We start from the raw sequence: 17548 nt of genomic DNA, 5'->3' as shown, positions 1-17548 counted from the left end.
GTTATAATACGAGTTTCTTTTTGTCTTTAATTAAAATATACAAGAATAGAGGTGTGCCTAGCAGTGCAGTGATTACTCCAATAGGTAATTCTATAGGTGCTATAATTGTTCTGCAAAGCATATCGGCCAGGGTAAGCATTAGTGCACCTAACAGGGCAGAAGCAGGAAGCACGTGTTTATTGTCTACCCCTATGAGTAATCTGATGGTATGTGGTACCAACAAACCTACAAAGCCAATGATTCCTGATACAGCAACGGCAGCCCCGACCGCCATAGTAGCCAAAATCACTACATTTCTTTTTATGGTATTGACTTTCAGTCCCAATTGAGCTGCCTGGTTTTCTCCAAGTGCAAAAGCATTTAATGCCTTGCCCATCCGTGGTAACAGCAATACCGGAATGATGATAAAAGGAAATACGGCCATAATATTTTCCCAGGTAGCACCTCCTAAGCTGCCAAGCATCCAGAAGGTAATGTTCCTCAATTGCTGATCATCAGCTGCAAAGGTGATTAAACCTGTAAGGGCTCCTGCAAGTGCATTAATTGCAATTCCTGCCAATAGCATGGTCGCCACATTTGATTTTCCATCTGTGCGAGAAATCTGGTAGACAATAAGCGCTGCAATACCAGCTCCGCCAAAAGCTCCGAAAGCAAGAAGGTAATAGCCAAGGATATTACTTAGTGCAGTCAGCAAACTGATTTCAAGTACAATAATGATAACTGCCATCAAAGAGGCACCAGCAGAGATGCCTATTAGCCCAGGTTCAGCAAGTGGATTTCTGAAAATGCCCTGGATTGCTGTGCCGGATATCCCAAGCGCTGCACCAACCAGTATACCAAGTAAAACTCTCGGAATACGCACGATATTCATGACCCCCTCAAATTGAACTGGGATTTCCCTGCCGCTAAATAGTCCGATCTTTTTACCAAGAATAACCATTACGTCTGTTAAAGGAATTTTTACTGCCCCCAGACTCATGGAAAAGGCTGCTGCAAGAATTAATGAAAGCGTTAATGACAGATATAATATAAACTTCTTATTTACCATTTACTATTCAATTCACTAATAGCCTCTCCTAATCTCGCAGAGAAGTTAATCAGCAACTCTCCGTTCATTTCTATAATCTTTTTATTTTTTCCGGCATTGGTTAACATTACTCCAGGCATTTTTAAAATGCTGTTGATGCCCCCTAAACTCTTATAACCAAAATCAAACATCAGAATGATATCAGGATTGGCATTTACAAGCGCCTCGGTAGTATATGGCTTAAATTTAGAAAAACCCTGAGCAGCATTTTTTCCACCCGCCAATCTGATGATTGCGTCCATACTGGTGTCTTTGCCGGCAACCATCATTACTCCGGTGCCACGGGCATATAAAAATAATACTTTAGGTGATTTAGAATTCTTCTTTACATCAGCCAGGGCTTTGTTAATACTGATCTCTGTTTGTTTTGCCAATTGTTCTCCTTTGGCAGGATTCCCTAAAGCTGCGGCAACTTGTTTGATAAAGACCGGAGCCCCTTTAGCACTGAATTCTTGTTTAATAATAACTACTTTAATCTTCGCAGATTTCAATTGATATTCCAGTGATTTAGAGATTGCATTTTCAGGAGCAAGAACCAGATCAGGGGCAAAGGATATAATTCCCTCTGCAGATACTGCACGGTCTTTACTTACTTTAGGTAATTTATTGATGTAAGCAGGGTAAGTACTGGTTACATCTACCGCTACAATCTGAGCACCATAGCCTAAAGCATCTACTGTTTCAGTAAGTGCGCCACTTAAAGTGATAATACGTTTTTGTGCCTTGCCGGATATATTGAATCCTAGTATTAATGAGAGTAAAATAACTACAAGCTTTTGCATATTAATGTGTTTATGTTCATAATTTCTTTTACAAAGGAAGGTTTATTTAAAACCATTCCAAATAATTTACAATTGTTTAACGGATTTGGTATAATTTATTATTGCTGTGGGTGATTTCTTATTCTATCTTTTTGTTTTTCTGTAATCAATTGTTCTCAAGTCTTTTATGTTGAATTGTTTTATGGCAAAAAAGACAAGGTTATCATCTCTAATTCCATAAAAACATCCCGATTCCATTAAAATATTCCCGAAATGGTTAAAAATTATTACAGGATTGTTGCTTTTATCACGACAAATGTAAGCATATTTGCAGTCTTATTTAGACTGATTAAAAATAAATGCAGTAGTAATAATGTTTCAAACAACAATTTTAAAATGGCAGTTTCTGTTGGTCTTCATCTTTGTAGCCAGCTCAGCAATTGCCAATAATATTAAAGCTGGATTGACGGGACTGGTTGTTGATGAAACAGGTAAACCTCTTAAGGGAATTACAGTTGTTATGCAACCAGATTATAAAAAAGCGGTTACTGATGCTCAAGGTAAATTCTCTTTTGATGGTAAGTTGTATACTGGGACTTACACCTTAAATATCAATGCTATTGGTTTCAAAAAATATGAACAAGAAGTAAACATTGAGGATAATAAGATTTTGACTTTAAACATCCAATTACAACGCGGAGATCAGGAGTTAAATGAAGTGAGTGTGAATGGGCTTCACCGTAATCCGGAAAATTTCATCGATATGACCCGAACTGCCATGCCATCAAAAATAATTAGCAGACAGGAAATAGAAATGATGGGAAGCCGAAGGCTTGATGAGGTTTTAAAAGAGCAGACAGGTTTGGCTATCGTTAACGATATAGGCTCTGGAAGCAGAGCTGTAGGTCTACAAATGCAGGGCTTCGACAGCGGTTATACCATGATTATGATTGATGGACAACCAATGGTTGGCCGCAATAATGGGAACTTTGATCTTTCACGTATTACCGTATCTAATATAGAGCGGATTGAAATCATCAAAGGTGCTTCTTCTTGTCTGTTCGGAAGTGAAGCCCTGGCAGGGGTAGTTAACATCGTAACCCGTAAAAACATCAATTATCCCCAGGGAATGGCTGCCCTACGCTATGGGAGTTTCAATATGCTTGATGCTACTTTGGAAGGTGAAACCCCATTCGCAGGTAAAAATGGTTCGGTTTATTTATCTGGTAACTATTACCGTACGGATGGATTTAATGCCAACCCATATCTCGATGAGGGAAAAACCGCACCGCCATTTGAAAGTTTTGCATTTCAGGGGAGAGGACGTTATCTGTTAAGTGATAAAAGCACTTTGAGCTTTAATGGAAGGTATGTTACAAGATATTCTGATAATTATATCTCTTATGGTGCGCAACCATCTAAAGATGTATTGGATGAGCAGGATCTCAATGGTTCAATTGCTTTAAATAATAATTTCAGTAACGGATTCAGCTTAAAAAGCCAGTACTACTTAACCCGCTATAAGACAGCACAGGATATTACAGATTTAAACAGCGGATTTGTTATCCCCGGTAATCGTTTCGAGCAATATGTCCATAGAGCCGAAGTACAGGCTGTTAAACAGGTATCAGATGCAGTTGAACTTACTGGAGGTGCAGGTGCGGCTTATGAATCATTAGATAATACTGCTTACAGAGGCTCAAAAAGTATGACCAATTATTTTGCCTATACGCAAGCAAATTGGCAGCTTGCTCCGCAATTTTCGGTTGTTGCCGGTGCAAGATATGATTACCATGACAAATATGGCTCAAAAGTTAATCCGAGTATAGGATTGGATTATCAGCTGTTTGACAATTTCAGGCTTAAGGCTGCGGTGGCTACGGGTTTTAAAACCCCAAATTTTCAACAGTTATACCATGCATTTACGAATCTCCAAACAGGATATACCGTTTTGGGAGCTGAAGAATTCTGGTCTGAAATAAAAATATTGCAGGATGCCGGACAGATTCAGAATGTCTTTCCATCGGCCCAAAATATCGGGGAGCTTAAACCAGAACGTTCTGTTTCATATAGTGGCGGATTTAACTATAGTCCCACGAGAAGTTTAAAGTTCGATGTGAATATATTTTATAATGACATGAAGGACTTTATTAACTACGAGCAGGTGGCAGTTAAAACAAACGGACAACTGATTTATTCTTACAACAACATCGCCAATGCATATACTACCGGAGCCGAGATAGGTTTAAGTTGGTTGGCTACCAAATCACTTTCCTTATCGGCAGGTTATCAGTTGCTGTATGCTATAGATAAGGGTGTAATAGATTCGATAAAAAATGGTACTGGTTTGTACAACTCTATATATGATACGGATCTTAATAAAGTACGACCATCAACACGTAAGGACTATTTTGGGCTGAACAATCGTTCCCGCCATATGGCTAATGTGAAGATCAGTTATGCTCATGAACCGTCTGGTATTACAGGAACTTTCAGGGTAAACTATCGTAGTAAGTATGGTTTTTCTGAAGATAATAAAGCAAATAATTTCCTTGATCCTTATGATACCTATGTACGAAGCTTTTTTTTGCTGAATGCATCGGTACAGAAATCATTTTACAATAAGCGTTTACAGGTTCAGCTGACGGCCGACAACCTGATGAATTACCGCGATCAGCTCATGCCTGCACAGCATGGTAGGACCATTCTGGCCGGTTTGAGCTGGAGGTTTTTTAAACAGGAAAACTAAGAGAATTATGTTAATCAATAAATTAATAAAATGATGAAATCTAACTATTTAAAACAAGCATTAGTACTGGCTTTTGTAGCTGTGTTCAGCATTTCTTGTACTAAAGAAGAATTGAAACCTCAATTGGAAGATGGTAAAAGCACCGTGGTAAAAGATGTTGAAGGTGATGTCGGCAATACTGTTGGTGGAGGTGAGGCATTTGAAACGTTTTACTTCAGCTTTAAGACCAATAGTAAGGTAGGTAAAAGCAAGGTTCTTACTGCCGAATGGGACATCGCTTTTGCTAATGAATACAACTCCTATATATCACCAAATAGTGCTACGAATAACCAAAGTTTCGGTTATGGTGGTGTTGGAAAGGGAGCCTTGATGGTGGTAAACCAGGCTTATGATGCAATAAAGACAGCACCCTCTGATGCAGAATTTGCGAGCAAGGGTGTTAATACTTCGGGATTAGACCTTGGAGATGGAAATGGCTGGTATTTCTATGAAATGAATACTCATATCGCAATTCCGGTAAAAAACCGGACTTATATTTTAAAGACTGCTGATGGAAAATATGCAAAACTGCAATTGATCAGCATGTACAAAGGAGCCCCGGCTGTCGTGAGTGATATCAACTGGCCTGCGCCATATCTGACCTTCAGATACTTTGTGCAGGAAGATGGTAGTACAAATCTTTCAACCAAAGACTAAATCAATGTATTATATATTTTTTATCCATTTAACAATTAAATAATATGAACTATCTAAATTCAAAAACTATTAAAATTTTCAGTTTATTAATGCTGACGGCAGGAGTACTTTCGTCTTGTAAAAAAGATAAAGAACCTCAACAAGAAGAGCCTACTCATTATTATAAACTGGAGCGTATAGAAAACTTTGCGCCTGCTGTTACTGGAGCAAAGACTTTCTATTTCAATTTCGAAACTAAAAAAGAAATTGCAGAGTCACAGGTGAAGTCGGCCGATTGGGACTTGGCTTTTGGTGGTACAATGACTTGTATGCTTAGTGGCAATAATGGTAATGATGAAGCTAATTATGGGGTAGGAAGTACTGCTAAAGGTGGTATTCTTATATTAGAGAAACCATTTGAAGAAGTGAATGATGTACCTGCTGATGCGGATTTCAAGACCGGAAAGAATTTAATTGGTCTTGATGCAGAAGGAGTTTATGGTAGTGGAATAGGATGGTGCTTATATGACAGTAAAGGAACAATAAGGGGTGATGGTTCTGCAGATAAGCAACATGTGATTTATGCTATGCCAGAAAAACGTACTGTAATCATTCGCACAGCTAAGGGCGACTATGCAAAAATTAAAATGATTAGTGGCTATAAAGATGCTTTTACTGCAGATAAATGGTTCATGAATACACCTCACATGTTTTATACGTTTGAATATGTAGTTGTACCAAAAGGAAGTACCAAGTTTCAAATTAAATAACCTTATTTTAACCCATTAAATTTATAGATATGTTAAGTACCTCAATTAAAGAAGCGACCAAAGAAGCACACTTAAATCTTGAAAAAAAGGTAGTGCAAAAAATGAAAGCCATCCGTAGTGATGCAGACTATGCAGATTTTTTAAAGCATTTCTATGCTTATTTCAACCAGGTTGAAAAGGCTATCGCTCCATATATCACAAATGAATTATTACCAGATATTGCTGAGCGTCGTAATTCTTCTCATATCAAACAAGATATTGAAGAGTTGGGAGCAAATGTAAATGATCTGCCTGAAGCAAATGCGCCTCAAATAGATAATACCATCCAGGCTCTTGCAGCATTATATGTAATGGAAGGCTCAATCATGGGTGGACCAATCATCGTGAAAATGTTGGAGAAGTTTGGTATTACAAAAGGATTCTCATTTTTCTCTGGTTACGGAGCCGAGACTGGACAAATGTGGGGTAAATTTGTTGCCGTATTAAATGCTAATGCAAATAATGAGGAGGAAGAACAACAAGCAATTGCTACCGCTAATGAAACTTTTTCTAACTTCGGAGAAGTATTTGGTGAGGTAAGTGTAGCTTAATTTCATTATAATAAGATAGAATAGATACACTCCTATGAAGATAAAATCTAAAATAGAGGGGTCGGACGATTGGCTGTTTATCGAAGAAATAGCGGATAACTATACGCCCAATACCCCACTTTCAGAAAAGAGTGTAAATATTAAAAGTCTGCCTGCACAAAAGCTGGTAAATTATCAGCTTAGTGCAGGTGGGCTATTTCTCGTGCACTCTACCATGCAGTTTAATAGCAATGTAAAAGTATTCTCTGAGGTGGAAGGTGAAACCATTACTTCACAGTTTATTTTCTACGATACGCATCCTAATCCTGAGAAAAAGGATTTGAAAAATAATAGAAGAACAGGCAGCAGACATAATATCCGTTACATCCCTTCCATAAAAGGGAGTTATCCTATGGTGCCTGATATAGAGTATAAGTATTTCTTATTGGTGCTCTCAAAACCTTATTATTTTCATTTAATAAATCAGCATTCTCTGTTACATACAGATTTTGTGCGGGAGATTTTAAAGGGAAAATACACTTCTTTTTCTGCTAAAGATTTACCTGTGACCACTGAAATGAAACGGGTGATCAATGATATCTGTGAGTGCAAAAGAACAGGTGAATTAAAACGTATGCATACTGAATCGAGGATTTTGGAATTACTGATGCTTCAACTTGAACAAATGCAATCTGGTGTTGAAGAAGTTGATAAATATGTAATTAAACAGGATGACCTGCGTAAGCTTGAACATGCAAGAGATATTTTAGATGCACAATATACTTATCCCCCAACTATCATTGAGCTTTCAAAGCAAATTGCGCTAAATGAGTTTAAACTTAAAAGAGCTTTTAAAGAATATTTTGGAACTACAATTTATGGTTATGTAACAAGATTGAGGATGGAAGAAGCCCGAAGGTTGATTCTGGAAGAGAAAAAAACAGTAGGGCAGGTAGCCTCCGCAGTTGGATTTAATCACCAAAGCCATCTTACAGATGCTTTTAAACGCTATTTTGGGATTTTACCAAGCGAAATAAAGTTGAGCGAAGAATAGTAACTTTATTACATTAAACTCCCCAGCTCTGTTTTTGCATATCAGCGCAAATTTCTCTAAGTTTGCCCTCTACAAAAATTTTATCATGAGCAAAGCAATAATTAAAACAGATAAAGGTGATATGACCGTACAATTTTACGATCAGGATGCACCAAATACAGTTGCTAATTTTTTAAAGTTAGCTAAAGATGGTTTTTATAATGGCGTAACATTTCACAGGGTAATTCCTAATTTCGTTGTTCAAGGTGGTGATCCAACTGGTACTGGTGCTGGTGGCCCAGGTTATAAAATTGATTGTGAGCTAACAGGCGAGAACCAATATCATGACCGCGGTGTTTTATCTATGGCTCATGCTGGTAGAAATACAGGCGGATCTCAGTTTTTTATCTGCCATAGCAGAGACAATACTGCACACTTAGACAGAAATCATACTTGCTTCGGTAAAGTAGTGGAAAATGTTGATGTTGTAGACAGCATTAAACAAGGTGACAAGATTATAGGAATTGAAGTAATAGAAGATTAATTCTAATCTACTCAAAAATAGACAATATGAATTTAAGAGGAATTGTAGCAGTATCTGGAAGACCAGGTTTATTTAAACTTGTTGGTCAGAATAAAGCAGGATATGTTCTTGAAAGTCTGGATGCTCAAAAAGTTAAAATTGTAGCTAATATGACTACAACTAAACTTGCATCGCTAGAAGATATTACAGTATATGGTGAGGATGATGATTTAAAATTAACCGATGTTTTAGCAAATATGGTAGCCTCTAAAGGTAATGTTCCTGATGCAAAAGCTGAATCTGGTGTTTTAAAAACATTCTTCAAAGAAGTGGCCCCAGGTCATGACGAAGAAAAAGTTTATGCTTCTGATATGAAGAAAATCGTAAGCTGGTATCATATCCTTAAAGATCTTCCTCTGTTTACAGAAGAAGCTCCTGCTGTTGATGATGAACATGATACATTGAAAGCAGATGATAAATTAGATAAAAAACCAAAGGCTACGCCTAAGGCATCAAATGCAAAAGTGCCTAGTAAAACTACACAGCCAGCTAAAAAGGCTAATATGACCAGTAAAAAAGGCGTTTAATTAAGCCTGCATTTTTATAAGCTATTAAAAGGGCATCCCAAAAGGATGCCTTTTTTTATGGGCACAATTTTATAAATGTATATAAAAACCAGATGGATTCTGGTACTAAAGCCATATTGTAATTCGGATATAGTGTATGATAACTCTATATTTAATGTATAATGAATTCATAATAAATCCATGTATTTATGCTAAAACATGGACTTAACATGTAGGTACTATGAACTTACTATGGACTTACTATTTAGAATGACTAAAGAATTCATTAACTTGAGTCATTGATATTCTGGCTTTTGTCCGATTTTTGGTGTTTTTCGCTGGCGTTTAAACTAGAAACCAGATGGCTAAAAAAGCTATAATTGAGATAACGATAGCAATGATATAAGATAGCCGGTCTTTTTTACTATCAGTCTTGAATTTGTAGTTTCTTTTATAATCTCCGGGTAACATAATATCCTCCTTTTATTAAATGATGCTTGCGGAACATAATTTCCACAATGATTTTAAAATTATTCGTGATGGTAAGGTTCTCCTTTTAAAATGCTGAAAGCACGATAAAGCTGCTCCACAAAGAATAATCTAACCATTTGATGGGAGAATGTCATGTCTGATAGCGACATACTTCCGTTCGCTCGCTTATAAATGCTTTCATCAAACCCATAAGGCCCACCAATAATAAATACTAAATGTTGAACACTGCCAATCATTTGTTTGTTTAAATAATTTGAAAACGCAACAGAAGTATATTTTTTTCCTTTCTCATCCATTAAAATAACAGTATCCAGATTGCTGATCTGCTTATGGATCAGTTCAGCCTCCTTAGCCTTTTGCTGTGCCTCGCTAAGATTTTTTGTGTTTTTAATCTCAGGAATAACCTGCAGCGTAAAGCCAATGTAATGTTTTAATCTGTTCAGGTATTTTTCAATCCCTTCAATCAGGTACTTATCTTCTGTTTTACCTACAACCAGTAAAGTGATCTTCATTTATTTTATCTTTATCATCTAAACAATTCGTAACATCTCATACATACCGGGGTCAAAGTTTAAATGCCCCCTCAATTATTCAGGAATTCAAATATAATGGTAAATACAAAACATAGCATCTTAACCAGGTATCAAAATAACGTAGAATCACAACAAACAGTCATCAATCAGCTTAAACGGAAGCTAAATGGGATCTCTTTTTCAAGATTAGGGCTTTTTATTGCCGAAATCGCTATTGTTGCCCTGATCATAAATTTTGGTTTCGAATGGTTTTTTGCAGTTTTGGCTTTTCTGCCATTAGTATTGTTCTTGTTTCTTGTAAAGAAACAGGTTAAAGTACAAAAGGAATTGGTCTACGCTGAGAAACTGTTATGGGTTTATAAAAATGAGATAGCTCAACTTAAGGAAAGTAAGAATGGTTATAGTGACGGGACTGTTTATGCGGATGAGTATCACCCATATAGTTCCGATCTTGATATATTCGGCCCAGGCTCACTTTACTCGTTTGTTAACCGTTGTAATACACAGGAGGGGCTTGATATTCTAGCCAGAAGCTTAACCGAGCCAGGAAATCAGCAAGAAATTGAACAAAGACAAGAAGCTATTGCCGAATTAAAGGAACATATCGACCAGACTTTCCATTTTCGTGCGGAACTTCAAAATCATAAACCAGGACAACTAAAAGTTATTATCCGTAAACTTCAGGAGCAATTGCCGGAACAACTTGCATTCACACGTAAAGCCTCATTGCGTTTATATATAAAGGTTGTCCCTTTTATCATGATTGTCTTATTTGGTATGGGGATTTTCTTTGGTACCTGGGCATGGCAGCTTTTTGGAGTATTTGCTGTTATCAATATGGCCCTTACCTTTTTTAATTTTAAATCCATCAATCAGGTATATTATGGTTTTAGTGGGGAATCGGCAATGCTGAGCGCTTTTGCAGGTAGTATTAAGTGGACAGAAGATGTGACATGGAAAAGTAAGTATATTAAAAATTTTTTCACTCATAATACTCACCCAGTTCCAATCAGCAAACAGATCCGTAAGTTGTCGACAATTATACAGGCTTTTGATGCCAGATTGAACGTGATTGTAGGTGCTTTTCTGAATATTTTTATGGTGTGGGACATCCGTTGCTCTATATCGCTATGTAAATGGTATGATGAATCGGCTCAGGAGACTATTGAAGGAATGACCAGAATTAGTCGTTTCGAAGAACTCATATCTTTTGCAACACTAGCCTATAACCAGACCGATTGGAATTATCCTGTTATAATGCCATCATTTGAATTTAAAGCAACAGAATTGGGGCATCCGTTGATTCCTGAACAGGTAAGGGTGTTAAATACTTTTGAAGTTAAGGATGTGCCAACAGTGGATATTGTGACAGGTTCCAATATGGCAGGAAAAAGTACTTTTTTAAGAACTGTGGGGATTAACATGACATTAGCTTTTGCTGGTGCACCCATATGTGGCCAACAGATGTCATTGTCTATCTTTAAGGTGCTTTCTTATATGCGTATTAAGGATTCATTAAATGATCAGACTTCTACCTTTAAAGCAGAACTGAATAGGTTAAAAATGATTTTAGATGCCATACAGGCCAATCAGAATTCTTTTGTATTGATTGATGAGATGTTAAGGGGTACGAATAGTAAGGATAAATACCTGGGATCAAAGGTGTTCATCGAAAAACTGATTGAACAAAATACCCCTGCATTATTCGCAACGCATGATTTGCAGCTGTCAGAAATGCAGGAGGATTATCCTGAAAAGGTTCGTAATTATCATTTCGATATACAGATTACAGAAGGTGAAATGGAGTTCGATTATAAATTGAAAGAAGGACCTTGTAAAACCTTTAATGCAGCTTTATTATTGAAGCAGATTGGCTTATCATTAAATTGATTCTGCAAGTGTATATAATTCCTGATTTGTAAAATCAGGAATTATATGCTATTAATCCAAGTTGCTATTTTATGGAGTACAGCGGGATTAATCGTTTCTTCAATTTTTTCATATTCAGCCCCGTATCCGGTGATTGCTTTTTGAAATAAATGATTTAAGCCTTCCATCGGAACAATTTCAAAATTTTTGTTTCCTGCTTTTTCTAATCCGGCTTTAATAGCAGCAAGGTTTTCTTTGGCCGAGACTTGGTAGTCGAGCTTACCATTGATGGCCAATACCGGACATTGAACTTTAGTTAGGTATTCAGCAGGATCAAAAGCAATGAAATACCTGAACCAAGGCATTTTTAGACTGTTAATTGTTTGTTTGAAGTTTGCTTCTATAGCAGCACTGTCTGGCTTAACTATCGTTTGCTGACTCAATTCTTTACGATAGATTTGCTCAACCTCTGTTGATGCTTGATCAAGTGGAAGGTTCTTTGTGTTTTTAATTGTAGCAAAGATCTTTAAATTTATCGCTGCCTCTTGTGCTGCTTTAGCTGCTGACATACCTGATTGCTTCTGCAAACTTTCAAGTTGTTGAGTAAAAAGTTGGAATATAGGAATAGCAGGTGCAGCCATAGAAACAATAAATTTTACATTTGAATTGCGACTGGCAACCATAGGGGCAATCATACCACCTTCGCTGTGTCCGATTAGTCCAATGCTCATCTCTTTAAGCTCAGGGCGCGATAATATATATTTTACTGCAGCTTCTGCATCATCAGCAAAATCGGCTGAAGTGGCCATTTGGAATACGCCGGTCGATTTACCTACGCCGCGGTCATCATATCTGAGTACCGCAATCCCTTGCCGGGTTAACGCATCACTAAGTACAAGGAAGGGACGATGATTTAGGCCTGGTGATTCTTCATTTCTATCCTGAGGACCAGAACCGCTAATCAATACTACTATCTTACTGGCTTTACCATCGGCAGGTAAGGTTAATGTTCCTGCTAGCGTATGACCTCCATTGGCATTTGTAAAGGTTATCTCTTCTTGTTTGTATGGGAAGTCTTTAGGATCCTGAGGTCTTGGGCCGGATTTGACCAGTAAATTTGTATTGGGTTTGTTGCTTAGCGTTAAGGGAGCCCGTGTTGGCCCTTGTTCAAAAATCCCATTTATTTTGTTGCTGTCAGGCATAAATACACCTGTGTATTTCATTCCTATATTGGTAGCCTCAATGGTTAGAATATTAATCTCTAATGTTGTTTTACTGGTAGGCATACCTATAGCACGTTGATTAGGACTATCCATCTTTGTGCTGTATTCAGTTCCATTCTTTGTAATGTGAAACACCAGGGGTAACTGTAAACCTTTAAGGTTTAGGTTGCCATACCATGTGCCTACTGGTTCCTGAGCAAATAAAAAACTACTTATTAAGACTAAAGCTATGGTTGAATAAATTCTTCTCATGATCAAATTTAATATATAAGATGGTAATAGGAGTATGTTTCTGATGTTAAGTTAATTAAAATATTAAGGGTTTGTAAGTTTAACAGTAACTTCATAAATGATTAGCATATTGCTCATTATTAGGATATATGATCAAAGCATCTGATTTTGGGAATGATTTTTTATGGGGCGTAGCTACCGCTGCAGCGCAGATTGAAGGTGCAGCTGAGAGTTATGGCAAGGGTTTATCCATTTGGGATACTTTTTCCCGAAGATCTGGCAAGATTAAAAAGGGGCATCAGTTAACGACTGCTTGTGATTTTTATCATAGCTATAAGGATGATATTGCCCTTGTAAAATTATTGGGATTCAAGGTATTCCGTTTTTCAATCTCCTGGCCACGTATTTTGCCAACCGGAAAAGGGAAAGTAAATAAAGATGGGATTCTTTTTTATCATCAGGTGATCGACGAATGTTTAGCCCAAGAAATTGTACCCTATGTTACTTTGTATCATTGGGATCTACCGGATGCACTTGAGGATGAAGGGGGCTGGACTGCCTTCTCGGTAAATCATAGTTTTAATCAGTTTGTAAGATTGTGCGCAAAAGAATATGGCGATAAAGTAAAGAATTGGATTGTACTCAATGAACCTTTCGGTTTTACATCTCTGGGGTATATGTTAGGAGTTCATGCACCTGGCAAAACCGGGTTGACGAATTTCTTTTCTGCTGTTCATCATACGGCTATAGCACAAGCTGACGGAGGAAGGATATTAAGAGCAGAGGTTAAGGATGCAAACATAGGTACAAGCTTTTCATGCTCGGAGATTATCCCATATACAGAACGTGAATCAGATTTACTTGCAGCAAAGCGGGTAGATTGTCTGATGAATAGACTATTTGTTGAACCTCTGCTTGGAATGGGCTATCCTACGGCCGACTGGGAGGTATTGGAGAAGTTTTCTATTCAGCATTCGACTTGGAGACATACCGAACGCTTAACTTTTGATTTCGATTTTATCGGTATTCAGAATTATTTCCCCCTCACTATAAAGTACAATGCCTTTGTTCCGGTGGTACAGGCATGGGAGGTAAAAGCTAAAAGTCGGAAAAGGCCACATACAGCTATGGGTTGGGAAATCAATCCCAATAGCTTTTATAATATTATTAAGCAATTTTCAGCCTATCCAGGAATCAGAAATATAATGATTACAGAGAATGGGGCGGCCTATCATGACAAAGTAGTCGGTCAGAAAGTTAATGATCAGGAAAGAATAGATTATTTTCAACAGTATTTGGCTGGGGTGTTAAAGGCAAAGCAGGAGGGACTTAATATTACTGGTTATATGGCTTGGACATTGATGGATAATTTTGAGTGGGCCGAGGGTTTTAATGCGCGCTTTGGTTTGGTCTACAATGATTTTAAAACACAGCAAAGGATCATCAAGGATTCGGGGCTTTGGTTCAAAGATTTCTTAAATCGCTGATTTTTCCTTATATTAATGTCCAAGCACAGAAAGAATGGACAAGATCGTAGTATTTGAGACTTATTATAACCCTATTGAAGCCAATATTATAAAATCAAGGCTGATGGATAGTGGTGTGCAATGCTTTCTATCCGATGAGAATATGATTACCATTAATCCGCTATATACCCAGGCTTTGGGAGGGATAAAGCTACATTTGTTTGAGAAAGATGTGAATACAGCAAGAAGTATTCTTCAAGATGAAGATGTTCAGATTGCTTTAGGAGAAGCAACGGTAGATGTACCGGAATCTCAGAATAATGATATACAGAGTGATCATGTTTGTCCGAACTGCGGATCTTCCAATGTTGGTTATGTTCAGGCTACAAAAAAGCGTTTTAGTATCTTAACCATGATTGTGTCTATACTATTATTGGTTTATCCTTTTGCAGCTAAGAAAACCAATCATTGTTTTGATTGTGGATATGAATTTGAATAAAAAAAGGGGTTGCACTATGCAACCCCTTTTAATATAATCAGTTATTGATTAATCATTTTTCGCAGCAGCTTCTCTGCGAATTATGTTTAATGCACCACCTGCTTTAAACCATTCGATTTGCTGAGCATTATAGCTATGGTTAACAGAAATCTCTTCTTTAGATCCATCAGCATGGTTTAATACCAATGTTAAAGGAACATCTGGGGAGAAAGTGGTTAAGCCAATGATATCGATGCTATCATCTTCCTGAATTTTATCATAATCATCTTTGTTCGCAAATGTTAAACCAAGCATACCTTGTTTCTTAAGGTTGGTTTCGTGGATACGGGCAAAAGATTTTACCAATACTGCACGTACGCCTAAATGACGAGGTTCCATTGCTGCGTGCTCGCGGCTTGAACCTTCACCATAGTTTTCATCACCAACTACGATAGAGCCAATTCCTGCTGCTTTGTAAGCGCGTTGTGTTGCAGGTACCGGGCCATATTCGCCAGACAATTCATTTTTAACGTTATCAGTTTTATCGTTGAAGAAGTTTACAGCACCGATCAACATGTTGTTAGAAATGTTGTCTAAGTGACCACGGAACTTCAACCATGGACCAGCCATAGAGATATGATCCGTTGTACATTTTCCTTTTGCTTTGATCAACAATTTTAAGCCTTTAAGGTCGGTGCCTTCCCAAGGTTTAAATGGATCAAGCAATTGCAGCCTGTGTGAAGTTGGAGAAACAATTACTTGTACACCACTTCCATCCTCTGCTGGTTGTTGATAACCTGCATCCTCAACAGCGTAACCATTTACTGGTAGTTCATCGCCTTTTGGTGCATCCAGTTTAACCTGCTCACCTTTACTGTTGGTTAAGGTATCAGTTAAAGGATTAAAGCCAAGATCACCTGCAATAGCAATTGCTGCTACAATTTCCGGAGAAGTTACAAAAGCAAATGTATTTGGGTTACCATCAGCACGTTTAGCAAAGTTTCTGTTAAACGAGTGTACAATTGTATTTTTCTCTTGTTTCTCTGCACCAACTCTGTCCCACATACCAATACATGGTCCGCAAGCATTGGTAAAGATTTTAGCATTCAGGTCTTCGAAAGTTTTCAATAAACCATCACGGTTCGCAGTGTAACGTACTTGCTCAGAACCTGGGTTAATTCCAAATTCAGCTTTAGTTACCAAACCTTTATCAATCGCCTGTTTAGCAATAGATGCTGCTCTTGATAAATCTTCGTAAGAAGAGTTTGTACAAGAACCAATTAATCCCCATTCTACTTTAGTTGGCCATCCGTTAGCAGCGGCAACTTCTTTCATTTTTGAAATTGGTGTAGCCAAATCAGGAGTAAAAGGACCATTCAGGTAAGGCTCAAGCTCAGAAAGATTGATCTCAATCAGTTGGTCAAAATATTTTTCTGGTTCTGCATAAACTTCAGCATCACCTGTTAAATGTTCTTTTACTGTATTTGCAGCATCAGCTACATCAGCTCTGTTTGTTGCACGTAAATAACGCTCCATGCTCTCATCATATCCGAAAGTAGAAGTTGTTGCACCGATTTCAGCACCCATATTACAGATGGTACCTTTACCTGTACAGCTCAGGTTTTGTGCACCTTCACCAAAATATTCAACAATTGCACCAGTACCACCTTTTACAGTTAAGATACCTGCAACTTTAAGAATTACATCTTTTGGAGATGTCCATCCATTAAGTTTTCCTGTTAATTTAACACCAATCAGTTTAGGGAATTTAAGTTCCCATGGTAAGCCTGCCATAACATCACAAGCATCAGCACCACCAACACCGATAGCAATCATACCTAAACCACCTGCGTTTACAGTGTGAGAGTCGGTACCGATCATCATTCCACCTGGGAAAGCATAGTTTTCTAAAACAACCTGGTGGATAATACCTGCACCCGGTTTCCAGAAACCAATTCCATATTTGTTGGAAACTGAAGCAAGGAAGTCAAATACTTCTTTACTTTCTGTATTTGCTGCAGGTAAATCAATTTCTGCACCAAATTTGGCTGTAATTAAGTGATCACAGTGAACTGTAGAAGGAACAGCTACCTGTGGTCTGCCTGCCTGCATAAATTGTAACAAAGCCATTTGTGCAGTAGCATCTTGCATGGCCACACGGTCAGGAGCAAAATCTACATAGTCAACACCTCTGTTGTAAGAAGTATTCGTGTTTCCCTCCCAAAGGTGGGTATAAAGTATTTTTTCTGAAAGTGTTAAAGGTCTGCCTACTAATTTACGAGCCGCCTCTACACGGGGACCGAAGTTTGCATACACCTTTTTGATCATTTCTATATCAAAAGCCATATTTTTTAAAGATTACAGTCAGTAATAAAACAAACTAAATTAAACAATTTCTGACGGTTTTTTTGAGAATTGTTTAATTTAAAACAATTCTATGTGTGTTTTCTCATACATAAATCAAGAGGGTATCCGACACATCGGATACCCTCTTGATATTAATAACAAAATATGTGATTATTT

General features: G+C 37.6%; 15 protein-coding genes. 10 read left to right on the top strand and 5 right to left on the bottom strand.

Translation table 11 applies throughout. From position 1 onward, the window contains the following. Window position 1: 1 nt before the first annotated feature. Together WC623_RS01600 and WC623_RS01595 are read right to left on the bottom strand one after the other, a co-directional pair. A complete protein-coding gene (locus tag WC623_RS01600) occupies window positions 2-1048 on the bottom strand; it encodes a FecCD family ABC transporter permease (RefSeq protein ID WP_372847779.1) in 1047 nt (348 codons plus the stop codon). Continuing rightward, window positions 1042-1869, bottom strand: a complete 828-nt coding sequence (locus tag WC623_RS01595) for a hemin ABC transporter substrate-binding protein (RefSeq protein WP_372847778.1) — start codon at window positions 1867-1869, stop codon at window positions 1042-1044. The genes WC623_RS01600 and WC623_RS01595 overlap by 7 nt, the downstream gene beginning before the upstream one ends. A 352-nt stretch (window positions 1870-2221) precedes the next feature. On the opposite strand from WC623_RS01595, the gene WC623_RS01590 reads away from it, so the two are divergent. From WC623_RS01590 to WC623_RS01560, 7 genes are all read left to right on the top strand, one after another. Next, on the top strand, window positions 2222-4597 hold the full coding sequence (locus tag WC623_RS01590; protein ID WP_372847777.1) for a TonB-dependent receptor domain-containing protein: 2376 nt from the start codon (window positions 2222-2224) through the stop codon (window positions 4595-4597). A gap of 30 nt (window positions 4598-4627) precedes the next feature. After that, entirely contained in the window at window positions 4628-5293 is a 666-nt protein-coding gene (locus tag WC623_RS01585; protein ID WP_372847776.1) for an HmuY family protein, read from the top strand. 44 nt (window positions 5294-5337) lie between these two features. Further along, window positions 5338-6042 carry an HmuY family protein gene (locus WC623_RS01580; protein WP_372847775.1) on the top strand — a complete coding sequence of 235 codons (705 nt, stop codon included), beginning with the start codon at window positions 5338-5340 and terminating at the stop codon, window positions 6040-6042. A 29-nt stretch (window positions 6043-6071) separates the two neighbouring features. Continuing rightward, window positions 6072-6632: a biliverdin-producing heme oxygenase gene (locus WC623_RS01575; protein ID WP_372847774.1), complete on the top strand. Its 561-nt coding sequence runs from the start codon at window positions 6072-6074 to the stop codon at window positions 6630-6632. Window positions 6633-6666: 34 nt separating this feature from the next. Then, window positions 6667-7665 carry a helix-turn-helix transcriptional regulator gene (locus WC623_RS01570; protein WP_372847773.1) on the top strand — a complete coding sequence of 333 codons (999 nt, stop codon included), beginning with the start codon at window positions 6667-6669 and terminating at the stop codon, window positions 7663-7665. An 85-nt stretch (window positions 7666-7750) separates the two neighbouring features. Beyond that, window positions 7751-8188, top strand: a complete 438-nt coding sequence (locus tag WC623_RS01565; RefSeq protein WP_349784378.1) for a peptidylprolyl isomerase — start codon at window positions 7751-7753, stop codon at window positions 8186-8188. Between the two features lie 26 nt (window positions 8189-8214). After that, window positions 8215-8754, top strand: coding sequence for a DUF5606 domain-containing protein (locus WC623_RS01560; RefSeq protein WP_372847772.1), 540 nt, complete (start codon window positions 8215-8217; stop codon window positions 8752-8754). Between the two features lie 509 nt (window positions 8755-9263). Here WC623_RS01560 and rlmH read toward each other — a convergent pair. Next, a complete protein-coding gene (gene rlmH, locus WC623_RS01555) occupies window positions 9264-9737 on the bottom strand; it encodes a 23S rRNA (pseudouridine(1915)-N(3))-methyltransferase RlmH (protein ID WP_372847771.1) in 474 nt (157 codons plus the stop codon). A 96-nt stretch (window positions 9738-9833) separates the two neighbouring features. On the opposite strand from rlmH, the gene WC623_RS01550 reads away from it, so the two are divergent. Beyond that, window positions 9834-11648: a DNA mismatch repair protein MutS gene (locus tag WC623_RS01550; RefSeq protein ID WP_372847770.1), complete on the top strand. Its 1815-nt coding sequence runs from the start codon at window positions 9834-9836 to the stop codon at window positions 11646-11648. 41 nt (window positions 11649-11689) lie between these two features. Here the strand turns inward: WC623_RS01550 and WC623_RS01545 are convergent, their stop codons facing one another. Beyond that, complete coding sequence (locus WC623_RS01545; RefSeq protein ID WP_372847769.1) at window positions 11690-13102, bottom strand: alpha/beta hydrolase family protein; 1413 nt, start codon at window positions 13100-13102, stop codon at window positions 11690-11692. A 128-nt stretch (window positions 13103-13230) separates the two neighbouring features. Between WC623_RS01545 and WC623_RS01540 the strand changes: the two genes are divergently transcribed. Next, window positions 13231-14568: a GH1 family beta-glucosidase gene (locus WC623_RS01540; RefSeq protein WP_372847768.1), complete on the top strand. Its 1338-nt coding sequence runs from the start codon at window positions 13231-13233 to the stop codon at window positions 14566-14568. Window positions 14569-14602: 34 nt separating this feature from the next. Continuing rightward, complete coding sequence (locus WC623_RS01535) at window positions 14603-15046, top strand: putative signal transducing protein (RefSeq protein ID WP_372847767.1); 444 nt, start codon at window positions 14603-14605, stop codon at window positions 15044-15046. A gap of 48 nt (window positions 15047-15094) precedes the next feature. Here the strand turns inward: WC623_RS01535 and WC623_RS01530 are convergent, their stop codons facing one another. Then, complete coding sequence (locus WC623_RS01530; RefSeq protein ID WP_372847766.1) at window positions 15095-17371, bottom strand: aconitate hydratase; 2277 nt, start codon at window positions 17369-17371, stop codon at window positions 15095-15097. Window positions 17372-17548: the final 177 nt, after the last annotated feature.

Source organism: Pedobacter sp. (genome assembly GCF_041645105.1).
GTDB lineage: Bacteria > Bacteroidota > Bacteroidia > Sphingobacteriales > Sphingobacteriaceae > Pedobacter.
This window is presented reverse-complemented; position numbering and strand designations above follow the sequence as displayed.